10 protein-coding genes are annotated in these 18338 nt (G+C 47.1%); 6 read left to right on the plus strand and 4 right to left on the minus strand.

The window, feature by feature from the left end:
- Positions 1–33 precede the first annotated feature (33 nt).
- Entirely contained in the window at positions 34–4521 is a 4488-nt protein-coding gene (locus AC5YB1_RS03685; RefSeq protein ID WP_494520765.1) for an EAL domain-containing protein, read from the plus strand.
- Between the two features lie 90 nt (positions 4522–4611).
- A complete protein-coding gene (locus tag AC5YB1_RS03690; protein WP_494520766.1) occupies positions 4612–6825 on the plus strand; it encodes a patatin-like phospholipase family protein in 2214 nt (737 codons plus the stop codon).
- A 157-nt stretch (positions 6826–6982) separates the two neighbouring features.
- On the opposite strand, the gene hxpB is transcribed toward AC5YB1_RS03690, so the two are convergent.
- Complete coding sequence (hxpB, locus tag AC5YB1_RS03695) at positions 6983–7657, minus strand: hexitol phosphatase HxpB (RefSeq protein ID WP_475515023.1); 675 nt, start codon at positions 7655–7657, stop codon at positions 6983–6985.
- Positions 7658–8081: 424 nt separating this feature from the next.
- Between hxpB and acnB the strand changes: the two genes are divergently transcribed.
- Positions 8082–10679: a bifunctional aconitate hydratase 2/2-methylisocitrate dehydratase gene (acnB, locus tag AC5YB1_RS03700; RefSeq protein ID WP_475515022.1), complete on the plus strand. Its 2598-nt coding sequence runs from the start codon at positions 8082–8084 to the stop codon at positions 10677–10679.
- A 105-nt stretch (positions 10680–10784) separates the two neighbouring features.
- On the opposite strand, the gene rsd is transcribed toward acnB, so the two are convergent.
- Entirely contained in the window at positions 10785–11252 is a 468-nt protein-coding gene (gene rsd, locus AC5YB1_RS03705; protein WP_494520767.1) for a sigma D regulator, read from the minus strand.
- 473 nt (positions 11253–11725) lie between these two features.
- Here rsd and hemE point away from each other — a divergent pair, with 473 nt between their 5' ends.
- The 3 genes from hemE to AC5YB1_RS03720 all read left to right on the plus strand — a co-directional run bounded on the left by hemE (position 11726) and on the right by AC5YB1_RS03720 (position 16600).
- A complete protein-coding gene (hemE, locus tag AC5YB1_RS03710) occupies positions 11726–12790 on the plus strand; it encodes a uroporphyrinogen decarboxylase (protein WP_494520768.1) in 1065 nt (354 codons plus the stop codon).
- Between the two features lie 324 nt (positions 12791–13114).
- On the plus strand, positions 13115–15712 hold the full coding sequence (locus tag AC5YB1_RS03715) for a putative bifunctional diguanylate cyclase/phosphodiesterase (protein ID WP_494520769.1): 2598 nt from the start codon (positions 13115–13117) through the stop codon (positions 15710–15712).
- Between the two features lie 81 nt (positions 15713–15793).
- A complete protein-coding gene (locus AC5YB1_RS03720; protein WP_475515020.1) occupies positions 15794–16600 on the plus strand; it encodes an SDR family oxidoreductase in 807 nt (268 codons plus the stop codon).
- Positions 16601–16629: 29 nt separating this feature from the next.
- On the opposite strand, the gene AC5YB1_RS03725 is transcribed toward AC5YB1_RS03720, so the two are convergent.
- Positions 16630–16857: a hypothetical protein gene (locus AC5YB1_RS03725; protein ID WP_475517053.1), complete on the minus strand. Its 228-nt coding sequence runs from the start codon at positions 16855–16857 to the stop codon at positions 16630–16632.
- Between the two features lie 159 nt (positions 16858–17016).
- Positions 17017–18309, minus strand: a complete 1293-nt coding sequence (gene purD, locus AC5YB1_RS03730) for a phosphoribosylamine--glycine ligase (protein ID WP_494520770.1) — start codon at positions 18307–18309, stop codon at positions 17017–17019.
- Positions 18310–18338: the final 29 nt, after the last annotated feature.

Raw genomic sequence — 18338 nt, forward strand, 5'->3', positions numbered from 1 at the left:
GTTCACCGTTCGTCTGGCTGAGCTGCATTTTTTATGAATATGACGTTACTCTTGCGTCTACTTTTACTGCCTATTCTATGGGTTGGCTTGCTATTGCCTGCTTATGGTGATCAGTTGGTGCAGCGGGTGTTTAGTGCCCGTGATGGTTTACAAAATGCGAAGGTTAATGACATTACTTTCGATAAGCATGGTTACACCTGGCTGTCGACCGAAGAGGGTCTTTATCGAATTAGCGATATCAAGGCACGAAGAATCGATAAGAATATCGATGGTATCCGCCTGTCAGACGAATTTATCACTTTGACAGAGTCGTTGAGTGACACCCACTTGTTGGTCAGTACCTATGCCAACACCTATCTGTACAATATGGTCACCGATGAGTTTAGCCTATTTGGTAGCGACGCATTATTTAGCGATGTACGTCGCAGTGGTTTACGTGGTCTATCTTTATTAAGCGACGGCAATTATCTGCTGCTTAATAACGTTGCAGAGCTGTATCGTTTTGATTATCAAGCCATGACATTGACCTTTGTCAACGCTCTTCCTCACGATCCGGATTCAAGATGGTTAACGTTATCGGCCAGTGCTAACAACCAATTTATTTTTGCCAAGAAAAGAGAACTGCAACTAAGAGACAGCTTAGGCATGCTAAAGGGAGTATTTACCTGGACCGAAGCGATGGGGCAGATAAATACCCTATTTGAAGACAGCCAGCAGCGAGTGTGGTTGGGGTCGACGAACGGGTTATATCGTGTGCATCCTGATTCGTTAACGGTCGAAAAAATGAGTCAGGCTTCATTTCATATCTCAGATATTGACCAAGATAAAAGTGGGTTTTTGTGGCTTGCGGGTCGAGATGAACTGGCAAAATGGCATCCCGATACCGCGCTATTTAAGCTGTTTGATGATCAGATTAAGTTAGTAGCCGATCTCAACTATGTGCATGAAATCGCGGTTGATAGCAACGATCTTGTCTGGGTCGGTGGCTCAGGAAGTGAGCTGGCTATCCTAGCCGATACCGCCGAGTTTGTCATAGAGAGCTATACGCGTAAGCCCCCCTACCAACTTGTCGATGATATGGTGTGGAGTATTTTTGCTCAGCAAGAGTGGTTATGGCTAGGCACAGATCAAGGCTTGATTGAAATCAACCGTGAGCAACGCCGCAGCCAGTTGATCTCCATTGATGCGATGGAGGTCAGTGATAGTGTATATAGCATTAAGCCACTTGATGAGGCGCACCTCTTGCTAGGCACCACCAATGGCTTGTTTGTCTATAACCGCGATGATAACCAGATGTTACGTTTTGCGCAGTGGACTGGAGGTCAATCGTCGCTAGAAAATAAGATTATTTATTTGGTGTACCACGATCCCTTGTTGACCCATCGTTGGTGGTTTGTCACGGCGACAGGATTATTTTACTGGGATCAAGGTAGCCAAGCTCTGTACGCTTTTTCATTACAAGATATAGACGGAAAGCAATATCAAAGCCCCCTGCGTGCTATTTTTCGTGCCAGTGACGGTAAGCTCTGGTTGGGCGGTGGTGATCATTTTGGCTATGTTGATAATCGGGGGATCTACTATTCGCGCAGCGATGTGATTGATGATGGTGAGCGAGCGGTCGATATTAGTTATATCAGTGAAGTGGATTCGGACGTATTGTGGCTGGGAACCTCGCCTAATGGGTTGGTCGAATATCATCCTAAAACAGGGCAGCATTATACGTTAACCCAAGATTGGCAACTTGAATGCGGCTCGGTGTATTTTATTGAGCAACTAGCCGATTATCGGGTGTTGGGCTGCAACACTTCATTGATCCGCCAAGATTTAGCCAGTGGAAAACTCTTGGTTATCGAGCAGCAAGATGGGCTTTTGAGCGAAGAGCTTAACGATGGCGCCTCGTTTTATGAGCCTGAAATTGGCTTGTATATTGGCAGCCCTGATGGGGTTGAACTTATTGATGTCTCCAAATTGAGCAACCGTTTGGCTGCTGATGGCATTATGCTGGAGTCGATGTCGGTATTTTTTGATGAAACCACCGAAAGATCACTTTTACCTGAGCCCAACAGTGTTGTTGCGCCCGGTGCTCACATGATCAGTTTTCAACTCACCAGTTTAAATTATCTTACAGACTTACCCTTGCAGTTGCAGTATCGCCTACGGCGCGATAATGGCCAATCTCCCGCTAACTATGTGTTGTTGCAAGGGCAGTCCCAGGTCAATATTGCGGGCTTACCCGAAGGTCATTACACCCTAGATATTCTCAGTGAGCAAAATGGTATCTGGTCACCAAGGCCATTTTCTTACTCTTTTAGTGTGCAAGACTATTGGTGGACCAGTGACTGGTTTAAAGCCTTGATTATTATGACTGCGATCGCCATTGGATTCTGCTTTTTAATGGTGAGGCAAAAGCAATTATCGGCCTTTAAACGAGTCAATCGCGCGCTGCGAGAAAGTGAAGACCGTCTACGGCAGTCGTTGCGTGGCAGCGACTCTGAATTATGGGAATGGCACAGTGATAATGGTTTATTCAATTTGGAGAATCACGGTGGCAATTTCCCCAGTCATGAACAGCAGCTGTTACTCAGCATCAAGGAGTTTCCTGTTCATGACGATGATCGCGCAAAAGTGGTTAAAGCCTGGCAACGCTTAATTACTCAACAAGATGACCGTTTAGATGTTGACTATCGATATTGGCGTCTCGATGGCACTTGGGGTTGGACCCGTGTCAGTGGCAAGCCGCTTGAATTTGACCCTGTTAGTGGTGCGATTAAGAAAGTGGCTGGAATTTATACTGACATCACCACCCAGCGGCGCTTAGAGGATGACGTTAAGTTGCTGGCTCAGGCCTTTAGTAACACCTCAGAAGGGGTACTGATCCTCGATGCTGATGAACAGGTTAAGGTATCAAATAAGGCGGCACAAACCATATTACAGATGAGCGCAGAGGAGTTGATTGATTGTGCCTTCTCTCAATTGCTGCACCATCATGGCTCAACTGCAAATATGGACGCTGCTAATAATGATATTCGTCTTTTACTTGAGCATGACCACACCTGGACTGGCGAGCATAGTTTCTGTACCCCCGCTGAAAAAATGTGCCCGGTATGGTTAAATTTATCGACGATGACCAATGAAGATGGAGGGATTACCCATTATGTGGCCGTGTTCTCCGACATCTCAGAGCGCAAGCAGACAGAGGCGTCACTGCGACAGTTAGCTAACTATGATGTGTTGACTGGGCTGCCCAATCGCTCGTTATTTTCCACTCGATTGGATAAAAGTATTCAGCGCGCCGAAGCCAATAACCAGACGTTGGCGCTGATCTTTCTCGATCTCGATCGTTTTAAAAGTGTGAATGACTCCTATGGTCATAGCATGGGCGATGCTCTTCTGGTTGAGGCGGCTAAGCGACTGCAATCTTGTGTGTCTGATGAGCATATTTTGTGTCGTTTTGGTGGTGATGAGTTCCTGATTTTATTGCGTAACATTAACGATATAGATGCGATAAACCATCTATGCGAATCGTTAATCCGTCAAATTGAGCTGCCGTTTGAACTCTTTGGTCGTGAGTTTTTTATCTCCACCAGCATCGGCGTGAGTCTCTGGCCCGATGATGCCAAGCAGGCGGAGACCTTGATTAAAAATGCCGATCAGGCGATGTACCATGCTAAAGAGGTGGGGCGGGGCAATTTCCAATATTACTCTGCAAAGCGCAATGCAGAATCCTTATACCATCTTAAGCTTGAGGCGGACCTGCATAAAGCTATTGCTCGAGAGGAGTTTGAGCTGCACTACCAACCGCAAATCGATATGTTAAAAGATGATACAGTGGTTGGCATGGAGGCACTGCTGCGTTGGCGTCATCCGCAGGAGGGGTATATTAGTCCCGATATCTTTATTAAGGTCGCCGAGTCTTGTGGTTTGATCATTGATATCGATCGCTGGGTGCTAAAGCAGGCCTGTATGCAAGGGGCTCAATGGGCCAAACGTTACGGCGATGCATTGCAACTGTCAGTCAATATTTCTGCGGTGCATTTTAGGCAGCCAGACTTCATTCAAGGGATTGAACAGGCATTGCAAACATCTGGGATGCCAGCGCAAATGTTAGGGTTGGAGATCACCGAAGGGGTGTTGATGAAAGAGCTTCATATCGCCAAAGAGCACCTACAAGCCTTGCGTATTTTAGGCATTGATGTGGCCATTGACGACTTTGGTACGGGTTACTCATCGCTGGCTTATTTACGTAGTTTCGATGTTAGCACCTTAAAAATCGACCGCTGTTTCTTAATCGATATCGCCAATAATGAGGCCGATCAGGCCATTGCTAGTAGTATTATTGAGTTGGCGCGCAACCTTAAGTTAACGGTTGTGGCCGAGGGCGTTGAGACTAAGGCGCAGCTTGAGCAGGTCTTCAGTCGAGGTTGTTACATTATTCAAGGCTACTATTTTGCCAAACCCATGGCGGTGCCAGAGTTTGAGGCGTATCTCAATGCGCAACAGCATACCGATGTCGGCCAGTAATGTGATTGAATAAAAAGCAAACTTTTTAGTTTGTTAAGATGTTTGCTAGACTGTATTTCTTTGTATCAATCACTTAAATAAAGACCTCATATGATGCGTTTTTTGCTGCTATCTATAACATTGTTTTATGGCGTTAGTGCCCTTGCTGACGATGTTCGCCCCAAGGTGGGCCTAGTGCTTAGTGGCGGCGGTGCCAAAGGTGCTGCTCACGTGGCGGTGCTTAAAGTGCTGGAAGAGCAGCGGATCCCTGTTGATTTTATCGCCGGTACCAGTATTGGAGCCTATGTCGGCGGTATGTATGCGCTGGGCTACAGTGCTAACGAGATTGAAGCCATCATGATGGGCGAAAATTGGAGTGATGGCTATTCTGATACTATTCCGCGAGAGGCGTTGAGTTACCGTGATAAGCAACACAGAGACAGGTTTAATATTCCTATTAATGTGGGATACAGCGACAAAGAGATAAAAACGCCTAATGGTTTGCTCCGCGGCCAAACCATGTCGATATTACTGCAACGCTCTACCGATTTAGTTCATCAATTTAGTAGTTTTGATCAGCTGGCGATCCCGTATCGTGCGGTTGCAACCGATTTAGAAACTAGCCTGCCCGTGGTGATGGATCACGGTAGCCTGGTTGATGCGATGCAAGCCTCGGCAACGGTGCCCGGTGCACTGCAAGCGGCGCAATACAATGGCAAGATGGTGGTTGATGGCGGTATCGCCAACAATATGCCTGTCGATGTGGTTAAGGCGATGGGGGCCGATATTGTGATTGCGGTTGATATTGGCTCTTCTTTGGTTAAGCGCGATCAGTTGGCCAGCACGGTCGCGGTATTGAATCAGCTATCGACCATGTTGACCAACGCCAGCACCGAACGTCAAAAGCAGCTGCTGACTGAGCAAGATATTTTGATACGCCCAGATGTGGGTGAGTTGAGTACCACAGATTTCACTATCATGCCTGAAGCTTATAGCTTAGGTGATGCGGCAGTATTGGCGCAACTCGATAGACTCAAAGCCTTATCTGTCAGTCAAGCATCCTACCTTGATTATCAAGCAAAAAAAGATGTCCAGCGATTAAGTTGGAACAATAATATGCTGCAACCTGTAGTTGAATTGCGCTTTGAAAATAACTCTAAAGTCAGTGCCAAACTATTGCGGGAAACCTTAGGGGTTGAGATAGGGGATGTTGTTGATAAAAATACCCTAGAACAAGGAATTAAAAATATTTATGCATTAGATAAATTTGAGCGAGTCAATGCCGAATTTATTGATACTGATGCTGGTAGGATACTCGTGCTCAACACTCAAGCTAAATCTTGGGGACCCAATTATTTTCAGCTCGGTTTCAGTTGGGAAGATGATTTCAGTCTCGATTCAGTGGTGTCATTGGATGTGGCTTACACCATAACCGATCTTACTCAATATGGCGGTGAGTGGCGTAACGAATTACGTCTCGGGTTTGAGAAGCTACTCTCCACCGAATTTTATTTGCCGCTCGATTCTGATCAACGTTTTTTTGCCCGCACCGAACTCTCTTATCAGCGCAAAGATTGGGATTTTTACGAAGAAAACAATCGAGTGTTGCGTTTAGGGCAAACAAATTATGCTGCCGATCTAGGGCTTGGTTTTAATTATGTCAATCATGGAGCGGTAGAGTTAGGCTTGACTGCGCAGAATGGCTATTTGGAAAATGGATTCTTACCGGGGGATTTAGATTATCAGTCCTATGGGGCTTACCTTAAGTTTGGCTTCGATGATCTTAACAGTATTAACTTTCCCACCTCGGGCAATCGTATAACGCTTGATTTCTATTATCGTAAAGATGAGAGCCCGCAGGAGATTGCGACCAATCCATCCGATATTTCTTTTCAATTTGAGGGCAGCTGGCGCGGCGCTTTAAGTTTTAATAATCATGCCGTGGTGGGGATGGCTTCGTTTGCAACGGTCGATAATGATGATCAATTTAGTGTGCACGTTTCAGAGTTAGGGGGCTTCCTTAATTTATCTGGCTATCATAAAAATGCGCTCGTTGGCCCACATAAGGTGTTTGGCGCCTTTGTTTACCAATACGATCTGGGCCGCGATATGTTGGGGATGACGGATTACCCGCTCTATTTAGGGACCAGTATTGAAGCCGGTAATGTGTGGCTAGTACGTGATGATGTTAATATGAATGAGTTAATCTATGGCGGCAGTCTGTACTTTGGTACCGATACCTCGATGGGGCCGGCGGCCTTTGGTTTTGGTTGGGCCGATGACGGTGAAAAATCGGTATTTCTCTTTTTAGGTAAAAATTGGTAACCCTGAATTAAAGCATATTCACTGGGCCTTGATTGCAACCACCTATGTAAGCCGAGTGATTGGATTACGAGTAAAAGCCGACATCACTGGATGTCGGCTTTTTTACTTCATGGCTGAATCGGCAGCAGGCATTACGTTTATTCACTGGTGATTAGCGCTATTGGGTAAACATGAGCTGGGTTAAATAGTGATTTAACTGAGTTAAGTCATCCAGTTTACGGTGCGCTGCAGCCCACTTAGCGTGCTCGGCCTCATGGCTTGCCGGAACCACCACAGTATGCATATTGGCCGCTCTGGCGGCGATAAGGCCATTAAAGGAATCCTCAATGGCGATACACGCTTGGGGTGTGACCTGTAAAGCGGCTGCGCAATTAAGATAGACCTCGGGATGCGGTTTACCAAAGGTGAGCGACTCGGCGCTGCAGATGGCATTAAAATAATGGCCTATATCCAGTTTTTGCAGTACGGCTTCGATGAGTGGCGATGATGAAGAGGTGGCTAAGCCAATTTTTAATTGCTTATCTTGGCAGGCTTGCAGTGCCGATATGGCGCCACACATGGCCTCACCGCTGCGCAATATTTCTGCCGCGACTTGCTGCACAATGGCGTTGGCCGTGGCTTGATTATCATAATTTGGCCAAGGGTGGCGTCGATACCAATAGTCGACCACTTGGTCGATACGCAATCCGGTGGTTTGTAGCGTATCTTGTAGGCAAATTGGCAACCCTAATTGGCTAAATACATTGATTTCAGCCGCTTGCCAGCTGGGTTCAGAGTCGATTAATACCCCGTCCATGTCGAAGATCACCGCAGCTACTCTTTTGTGGGTCATTGAGCCATTCCTGATGGTTATTTACGCATTGTCGATGGAATATTATGCGTATTTCTGGGGTAAATACGACCGATAAGGTGAAGTTTTTTAAAATATTTTTGCGCATAAATGCGCTTTTTAGTGCGTTTATAATAAATTATTGTTAAGCACCAAAATTAATGTTTATCAACTAGTTATTGCTTGTTTCAAACTATTGTCTAATTTCATTTGTTTTATCACTGAGATAAATTGCCTTGCGCCCTAGAGAATCCCGGTAATTTCTCACTTCTAAGAGTGTGATCTGATTCATACTTTTGCAAAGCTGTAGTATAATGCGGCCGGAAATACGGGTTAAGCCTGCTTGACTGTTAACTTCAAAATGTTACTTCAAAATTGAAGACGTGCAGTTTCGCTGTTAGAACGCCAAACAAAGAGGAATGTTGCCGTGCTAGAAGCATATCGTAAACACGTCGCAGAACGTGCTGCAGAGGGCGTAGTCCCTAAGCCACTAGATGCCCATCAAGTGGCCGAGTTAATCGAATTAGTCAAAAATCCGCCAGCGGGTGAGCAAGAATTTATTCTTGACCTGCTAGAAAATCGAATTCCACCCGGTGTCGATGAAGCTGCATACGTCAAAGCAGGCTTTCTTGATGCACTCGCCAAAGGTGAGGTGACTTCACCTATCCTATCTTCAGCGCGCGCTGTTGAACTGCTTGGCACTATGCAAGGCGGCTACAACATTGAGCCACTGATTGCTCAGCTGGACAACGATGCCCAGGCACCGTTAGCGGCGAAAGCCTTATCAAATACCCTACTGATGTTTGATGCGTATCACGATGTCGTTGAGAAGATGCAAGCGGGTAACGCTCATGCTAAGCAAGTGGTTGAGTCTTGGGCGAATGCCGAGTGGTTCTTGAACCGTCCGAAGCTAGCTGAAAAAGTGACCCTGACCGTATTCAAAGTGACCGGTGAAACCAACACCGACGACTTGTCTCCCGCGCCAGATGCCTGGTCTCGTCCTGATATTCCATTGCACGCTTTAGCTATGCTAAAAAATGCCCGTGACGGTATCGTACCCGATGAGCCAGGTGTTGTGGGTCCAATCAAAGAGATCGCAAGCCTTAAAGAGAAAGGTCATCCACTCGTGTACGTGGGTGATGTTGTCGGTACCGGCTCTTCACGTAAATCAGCTACTAACTCAGTATTGTGGTTTATGGGCGATGATATTCCTTATGTGCCTAACAAACGCGCTGGCGGTTTCTGTCTAGGCGGTAAAATTGCCCCAATTTTCTTTAACACCATGGAAGATGCTGGCGCTTTGCCTATCGAGCTTGATGTTAACGAAATGAACATGGGTGATGTGATTGATATCTACCCATATCAAGGTGTGGTTAAGCGTCACGGCACTGACGAAGTGATTTCAGAATTCAAACTGAAAACCGAAGTCTTGTTAGATGAAGTGCGTGCTGGTGGACGTATTCCATTGATCATCGGCCGTGGCCTGACTGATCGTGCACGTGAAACACTAGGGTTACCTGCATCAGATATTTTTGTTCGTCCACAAGATGTGGTTGATTCTGGCAAGGGTTACACCCTAGCGCAGAAGATGGTCGGTAAGGCGTGTGGTGTTGCTGGTGTGCGTCCAAACCAATACTGCGAACCTAAGATGACCTCTGTCGGTTCTCAAGACACGACCGGCCCTATGACCCGTGATGAGCTAAAAGATTTGGCTTGTCTTGGCTTTAGCGCCGATTTGACCATGCAGTCTTTCTGTCACACCGCGGCTTATCCAAAGCCAGTTGACGTGAACACGCATCACACGCTACCTGATTTCATCATGAACCGTGGCGGTGTGTCACTGCGTCCAGGTGACGGGGTTATCCATTCGTGGTTAAACCGCATGCTACTGCCTGATACGGTTGGTACGGGTGGTGACTCGCATACGCGTTTCCCAATCGGTATCTCATTCCCAGCAGGTTCCGGTCTAGTGGCGTTTGCTGCCGCGACAGGTGTTATGCCGCTGGATATGCCTGAATCTGTATTGGTACGCTTTAAAGGTGAGATGCAGCCCGGTATCACATTGCGTGACTTGGTACATGCTATTCCGCTCAAAGCTATCGAAATGGGCTTACTGACCGTTGAGAAGAAAGGTAAAATTAATGCTTTCTCTGGTCGAGTACTGGAGATTGAAGGCCTTGAAAAGCTGAAAGTTGAGCAAGCGTTTGAGCTATCTGATGCCTCAGCCGAGCGTAGTGCTGCAGGGTGTACCATCAAGCTAGATAAAGAGCCTATCATCGAATATCTCAACTCTAACATCGTCATGTTAAAGTGGATGATCGCCGAAGGCTATGGTGACCGTCGTACTATCGAGCGCCGTATTACTGCGATGCAAGAGTGGATTGCGAACCCAGAGTTGATGGAAGCCGACAGCGACGCTGAATACGCTGAAGTGATCGAAATCGATTTGAATGAGATCAAAGAGCCTATTTTGTGTGCGCCAAACGATCCAGATGACGCAGTGCTATTGTCATCGGTTGCCGATACTAAGATTGACGAAGTCTTCGTTGGTTCTTGTATGACTAACATTGGTCACTTCCGCGCAACCGGTAAGATGCTAGACAAGTTTGCAACGACCTTGCCAACACGTCTATGGATCGCGCCGCCAACTAAGATGGACAGAGACCAGCTCACTGAAGAAGGTTACTACGCTATCTTCGGTCGTGTCGGTGCGCGTATCGAGATCCCTGGCTGTTCATTGTGTATGGGTAACCAGGCACGTGTAGCCGAAGGCGCAACTGTGGTTTCAACCTCTACGCGTAACTTCCCTAACCGTTTAGGTACGGGGGCTAACGTTTACTTAGCCTCAGCTGAGCTAGCGGCGGTGGCGGCATTACTGGGTCGTTTACCAAGCGTCACTGAATATCAAGATTATGCTAAAGAGCTCGATGCGACAGCATCAGATACTTATCGCTACTTGAACTTCGACAAAATTGAATCTTATACTCAAAAAGCGGGCGAAGTGATCTTCCAGTCTGCGGTATAAATGAATCGATTCGATTAGGTAAACAGCAAAAGGCCAGCTTATTAGCTGGCCTTTTTAATGTGAGCAAATTGCTGTTTAAATGTAATCTATCACTTAAGTGCAACCTTAAGCAGATTTACGATGCAGTACTTCTAACAGTTGATCTTCTAATTGAAAACGGGTTTCCATGGCATCGCCAAGTGATGATAAATCATGGTCGAGTTGATATAGAATTTGGTCATCATCGGCTTCAGTGTATTTGTCACTAAAGTCGAGTGCCACATCGGTCGTCTCGCTGATCTTCGGCATCACCTCTTGCGTGAGGTTTAGGCAGGATTGGCCATTTGTGTCACAGGCGCTAACAAGGCGATCGTAAACCTCAAAGTGACCTTCGGAAACATAATCGACTAAAAGATCGCAAAAGTCTTTTACTGATTGAAAGCTAGGAAGTGACTTATCGTGAGATTCATAGGGGGGCAACCCCGCAACTTGGCAGTATTGGATCAGTAACTTACGTCGATGATTGAGCCATTGGTCAATCAGTGTGTTGGAGCCTCTCCATTTTTGTTCGGCTCTTTCCAATTGCTTTAGCATGACGTTCCCCATCCACATTGTCCTGTAACTTCTAATGTAGGTGACAACCACTGCTTTGATCAACTCTTTTTTGGTGTAAACAGAGCCAAGGTACGTCTGGTCTAATCTGCTGGTTGTATATGTAAAACGAATGGGTGAGCCACTGTGGTGCTGAAAATAAAATGCCCAGCGATAGAATCCTATCGCTGGGCGAGTAAAGGTATTGCGGGCTCGATGCGACGAGCTTCTTGATTGTTCTTGCTAGCGCAGACTTTTTATATCAAAGGCTTTGATGTGGTGCAACGTTTTTCTAACGAATTAGGAACCTTTGCCTCATTATCCATTAATAGTCTGTCGCAAAAACAAACAGGTAGACGATAAAATTATAATCAAGCGGCGTTTGTCACATAAATGTACTGATGGAGGTTACTTTATTCACGTAAATGCTAAACTACTGTCCCAGCGGAAATCAATAAGCGTAGGAATAGAGCCTCATGGCAGAATTAAAAAATGATCGTTATTTACGTGCCTTACTAAAACAACCTGTTGATAGAACTCCTGTTTGGATGATGCGTCAAGCTGGTCGTTATCTTCCAGAATATAAAGCGACCCGCGCTGAAGCTGGTGACTTTATGTCTCTTTGCAAGAACCAAGATTTGGCCTGCGAGGTCACTCTTCAGCCGCTTCGTCGTTACGACTTAGATGCCGCGATCTTGTTCTCTGATATTTTGACTGTGCCTGATGCTATGGGGCTTGGTCTCTATTTTGAAGCGGGCGAAGGCCCACGTTTCGAACGTCCTACCGATACCATAGATGCCATTAAAAAGCTGTGCATTCCCGATCCAGAAGATGAACTGGGTTATGTGATGAATGCCGTAAGCACGATTCGTCGTGAGCTTAAAGGTGAAGTGCCGTTGATTGGTTTTGCTGGTTCGCCTTGGACCCTAGCGACTTATATGGTTGAAGGTGGTTCAAGCAAGGCGTTCGAAAAAATCAAAAAAATGGCCTACGAAGAGCCTGCCACACTGCATATGCTGCTCGATAAGCTTGCCGATTCAGTTACCTTATACCTGAATGCGCAAGTGGCTAATGGTGCTCAGTCATTAATGATTTTCGATTCGTGGGGCGGCGCATTATCACATCATGCTTACCGTGAATTCTCACTGCGCTATATGCAAAAGATTGTTGACGGACTAACGCGTCATGCTGATGGTCGTCAAGTGCCTGTGACCCTATTCACCAAGGGCGGTGGTTTGTGGCTAGAAGCGATGGCTGAAACTGGCTGTGACGCATTAGGTCTCGACTGGACTGTGGATATCGGTGATGCACGTCGCCGCGTGGGTGATAAAGTTGCCCTGCAAGGCAACATGGATCCTTCTGTGCTGTATGGTACTCCTGAGCGTATCCATCAAGAAGTGGATCAAATCTTGGCCTCTTACGGCGAAGGCACTGGCCATGTATTTAACCTAGGACATGGTATTCACCAGCATGTCGATCCAGAGCATGCGGGTTCGTTCATCAAGTCGGTGCATGCACTGTCTCCTCAATACCATAAGTAGTCTGTACTTGAGGTGAGTCTAATTAAAAAAGCCCGTTTAACGGGCTTTTTTAATTTTAACAGGCTCATTGAGCTTGGTTATCCCGTCTTAGTCAGGAGAGATGGCAAGCATCAATACGTTAGCGTAAACAGCATCACTCTTTGCCTATGTGTGTTGAGATGAGTTCTATGCTTTAAGGCAACAGTTTTATACCAATACTGTCGTTATGAATACTTTTGGATTGGCAGTGCGAAAAGCTATTTAATCCATTGGCTAAATAGGGTATTTTGCCTGCCGCATTGGTATTGATGCGATGATGAATAAACACAGGATGGTTGTAGACCGATGCGTATTAGCAAAAAATTAGTGGTTTTTGTTGTAGGATTTTGCTTACCCGCCATCATCGCCATCACTTTTTCTCTTAATTTATGGTTTGATAATCGTGTCGAGCAACTTAAGCGTGCCTCCATCGATGCTGAATTTAACAACATCGCCAGACTTATCGATACTGAGCTTAAGCGTTTAGCATTATTTACCCAGATTTATGGTGTACCCATTTCGGCATTGGATCATGCTAGTCGCCAGCGTTTTGAGCAAGCTTGGCTTAATAGTGGACTAGCCGAGCATCGTAGTCTGTTTTATTTAGAGCAGGATAAAGCAACTGCCTTTGCCGCGAGCGTGGCTGCGATATCGCATTTCGACTCCAGTATATTACCCGCCTCATTGTTTGAGCTAACTCAGGCGAAGACGGGGTTTTATTTACAAGCGGATAAGGGCTTTATTGTCAGTGTGGCTCCGGTTGATCCGAGCTTATCTATCGTCTTTGTGAGAGGGGTTGATGTTAGTCTGTTAAACCGCTATCAAGTTAACGATGGCTTGAGTCACCTGCAACTTGGGCGTGGCAAAGCCACTGGTCTTATACCAAACTATGCCACCCTGTCACACCAACTGGACGTGCCCGGCCTACTTGATGATGACTCTCTGCATTTATCAATAACCCTTTCCGAGGGCGTATTTACCGATATTCCTCAACAACCGACCCTGTTGCTTTATGGTGTCATCGGCTTGAGCGGTCTACTATTCTTGGTGGGATTTTTATGGCTTAGGATCGGCTTAGTGAGCCCTTTTCGGCGCCTGTTAACCGAATTAGCCAGTATCGATCCTGCTGCTAAGGCTTATGTGCCGCTGCGAGGTGATGGCTGCGAGGAGTTGACGGGGATCGCCGAGCAGGTCAATCATTTGATGGCCCGTATTTTTCAGCAAAAAGAGCGCTCAAAAACCACCTTAGAGGCGATTGCCGAGGCGGTGATTTTAACCGACGTGTCGGCCAAGGCGATTTATCTTAATCCACAGGCTGAGCGCTTACTGCAGTGTGAGTCTAGCGCCGCTGTCGGGGTGAGCATCGAGCAGCTGTTTAAGTCGGATAAACAGATTAGTAATACCTTGTTTAAATTAATGCAAAGTGGTGTGAGTCAACCCTTACTGAGCAAGGTTAAATCTTGTAATGACAAGAGCAAGATTATGGAGCGTAGCATTAACACTTTGCGCGATCCGCAAAATCAGGTGATTGGCACAGTGATTGTGCTGAGGGACATCACCCAAGAGGAGTTGCTGAAACATCAATTAAGGCGCAGAGCTAACTTTGATGGTGTGACCGCGTTATTAAATCGTAGCGCCTTTGAAGAACGCTTAGTGAACTTTGCCGATGATGCCAAGGTACTGGCAATGTGCTATTTCGATCTTGAGCAATTTAAGTTGATCAACGATTCCTGTGGTCATAACCAAGGCGATGTCATGCTTAAGATGGTTGCCAAGGCAATACAATCGAGTCTGACTGGCCATGCCTTACTGGCGCGACTGGGCGGCGATGAATTTGGCTTGGCCCTTAAAGATAACACCCTTCTGCATGTGGCCCAGCAAGTGAAGCGCATTATGGATAATGTGGCCAAACAGGTGATGGAGCATCAAGGATGCCAATATCGCGTGGGGATAAGTGCTGGGGTCGCGGTGGCACACTCGCCCTATATTTTACCGCTTGAGTTGCTCAAAGATGCCGATATTGCCTGCATTGCGGCTAAACGTAAAGGCAGTAATCAGGTGCATTTTTATGACAACAAAGATAAAGAATTAACCTACCAGCGTAATGCACCCAAGTGGGCGGTAAGAATAGCCCAGGCGATCGAACATAATGAGTTAATTCTCTATTATCAGCCGATTAAAGGCATTAATGGCAACGGCCAACATAAACGCATGGAGATCCTGCTGCGGATCCAAGAGCCTTGTGGGCGGATCTTGCCGCCAGCGCAGTTTATTGAGGCCGCAGAGCGCTTTAAGTTGATGACTGAGGTTGATAAAGAGGTGATCCGCAAAACCTTCTTGTGGTTATCTTCCCACGAAGCGCTATGGCATGATCACTGTTTATCTATCAATCTATCGGGCAACAGTTTAGGCGCCGAAGGCATGGTCGATTATATCATCGCGCAGCTGCAGCATTTTGCTATACCGAGCCGTTGCATCTGCTTTGAGATCACTGAAACCAGCGCGATTCAAAATCGCGATCGGGCGATGGAAATGCTGAACCGCCTACGCAAACAAGGCTTTGCATTTGCGCTCGACGATTTTGGTACCGGCTTCGCCTCCTATGGTTATCTGCGCGAGCTGCCGGTGAACTATGTGAAAATCGACGGCTGCTTTATCAAAACGTTGGCCACAAATGCCAAAGATTATGCCATCGTCAAATCGATTCATGATGTGTGCCGAGTCATGGGCATAGAGACGGTCGCCGAGTTTGTCGAAAATGAAGCGATCATCGACAGGCTAGAGTCTATCGGCATTAACTATGCGCAAGGTTATGCCATTGGCCGGCCTCAGAGCCTAGAGACCTATCTTGATTCGCACCCACAATTACAGCTAATCCAAGAGGCCGCAGCACAGGGGCGTTAAGGTGTGATGCTTGTGCTTTGCTGCTATCTGTGTGAGCTTAGTCTATGTCGCTTAAGTGGTTAACGGGTAGGGAGAGCAAAGATGCAAGGATTGACAGATAAAGTGGTGATCATTACCGGCGCCTCTGAAGGAATAGGGCGTGCATTGGCCAAAGCCATGGCGCCATTGGGGTGTAAATTAGTATTAACCGCCCGCAATCAAGCCCGGCTTGATTCACTGGCACAAGAGTTAGCCCAGATGAGTCATCACACCCCCTTGGTGATCAGCGCCGATATTAGCTCACCCGACAGTTGCCAACATATCGTCGATAGTGCCATTAGCCATTTTGGTCATCTCGATATTGTGGTTAACAATGCGGGCATGACTATGTGGTCACGCTTCGATGAGTTAGAGAATTTGACCATTCTTGCCAAGGTGATGACGGTCAATTATCTCGGCCCCGCCTATTTAACCCACAGTGCGTTACCCCATTTAAAAGCCAGCCAAGGGCAAGTGGTGGTGATCTCTTCTGTGGCAGGCTTGACGGGCGTGCCAACCCGCAGTGGTTACAGTGCATCTAAGCATGCGGTGATGGGCTTTTTTGACTCACTGCGTATTGAGTTAGCCGATGACAATGTGGCGGTGACTGTGATTTGTCCCGATTTTGTGGTGTCAGAAATCCATAAGCGGGCACTCGATGGCCAAGGCGCGCCACTGGGGCGTAGCCCAATGCAGGAGTCTAAAATTATTAGCGCCGAGCAATGTGCGCAGATGATGTTACCTGCCATTGCTCAGCGTAGACGTATGATGATCACCTCAATGCGCGGGCGAGTCGGTCGTTGGCTGCGTCTATTCGCGCCTAAGCTTATCGATAAGATTGCCAAAAAAGCGATCGCCGCGGGCCATTAACCTTTTTATCGCTCACGTGAGAGAGGGATTTACTCCTGCTCGTTTAAATGTTTGATGATGGCGCGCTCGGCATCGGCTTGGGTGGCCGCATCATCATCGCTCGCGACCACTGGTGTGGTCGACCTTAAGCCTGTCATGTCTTCTGCAATATGTAGCCAGTCAGGATGCCAATAAAAGGCCGTACCAGCAAGGGTGTTCCAGTGATGTACGCCAGCTCTTTCGCCATTATAGATAAGATCGCCAATTGTATATGTCATCATGCTTCCCTGATTTAGTTGAAAACGCTCAAGTGAATATAGTGCACTTGGTAACAATATTCATGTGTGAACTAGTTCACGTTTGTTAATTGTTTATCAGCGAGCGAGTGGATAATAAAAAACCGGCCATGGCCGGTTTTTTATTATGCTAGCTTAGGGTTAGCTTTCGCGAGCAATGGCGCGATAAGCAATATCGGTACGAAAATACACATCGTCCCAATGGATGGTATCCACTAAGGCGTATGCAGCACGTTGTGCCTCGGTAACGGTATTGCCCAGTGCGGTAGCGCATAGCACGCGCCCCCCATTGGTGACCACTTTTCCCTCTTGCATACAAGTGCCGGCATGGAACACTTTGGCGTTATTATCACCAAGGCTTAAGCCTTCAATGACATCATGCTTACGGTACGCATCGGGGTAACCACCGGCAGCCATGACTACGCCAACGGCGGCGCGCGCATCAAACTCGGCAGTCACTTGGTTTAGTTCACCACGGGTAGCGGCTAAGCAAAGCTCAACTAAATCTGATTTAAGGCGCATCATGATAGGTTGAGTTTCTGGATCGCCAAAACGGCAGTTGTATTCAAGCACCTTAGCGCTGCCATCGGGTGAGATCATTAGGCCTGCATAAAGGAAACCTGTGTAGACATTGCCTTCAGCGGCCATGCCATCGACGGTTGGACGGATAACATTAGCGATGGTCCAGTCGTGCACCGCTTGGGTCACCACCGGCGCGGGAGAATAGGCACCCATACCGCCAGTGTTCGGGCCATAATCGCCATTGTCACGGGCCTTATGATCTTGGCTGGTGGCCATAGCCAGAATGTTTTGCCCATCGACCATCACGATAAAGCTGGCTTCTTCCCCCTTTAAAAACTCTTCGATAACGACACGTGAGCCTGCTTCACCAAACATATTGCCTGCGAGCATATCTTCAATGGCGGCATCGGCTTCGTTTTGGTCTTGGGCGATAATCACCCCTTTACCTGCCGCTAAACCATCGGCCTTGATGACGATTGGGTAGCCAGTATTGGCGGTGACGTTAGCCACATACGCTTTGGCGGGTTCAATCTCGGTAAAGTTGGCATAGGCCGCAGTTGGAATGTTGTGGCGGGCTAAGAAATCTTTCGTGAAGGCTTTAGAGGATTCGAGCTGCGCTGCGCCTTTCGTGGGGCCAAAAATCGCTAAACCCGCTTCGTTAAAGGCATCGACAACCCCCAAAGACAAGGGGACTTCTGGGCCAACGATGGTGAGCTCAATGTTATTGGACTGAGCAAACTCGACTAGTGCGCTAATCTCTTCAACGTTAATGGCGACGTTTTCTAGTTTAGGCTCTAAAGCCGTGCCTGCGTTACCTGGTGCAACGAAGACGGTGTCAACGTGTGCTGATTGAGCGGCTTTCCACGCTAATGCATGTTCACGTCCGCCGCCACCAATAATCAATACTTTCATGTCTTTACCTTTTATAGCTGCGCCATTTC

The sequence above is a fragment of the Shewanella sp. 433 genome (assembly GCF_059338565.1).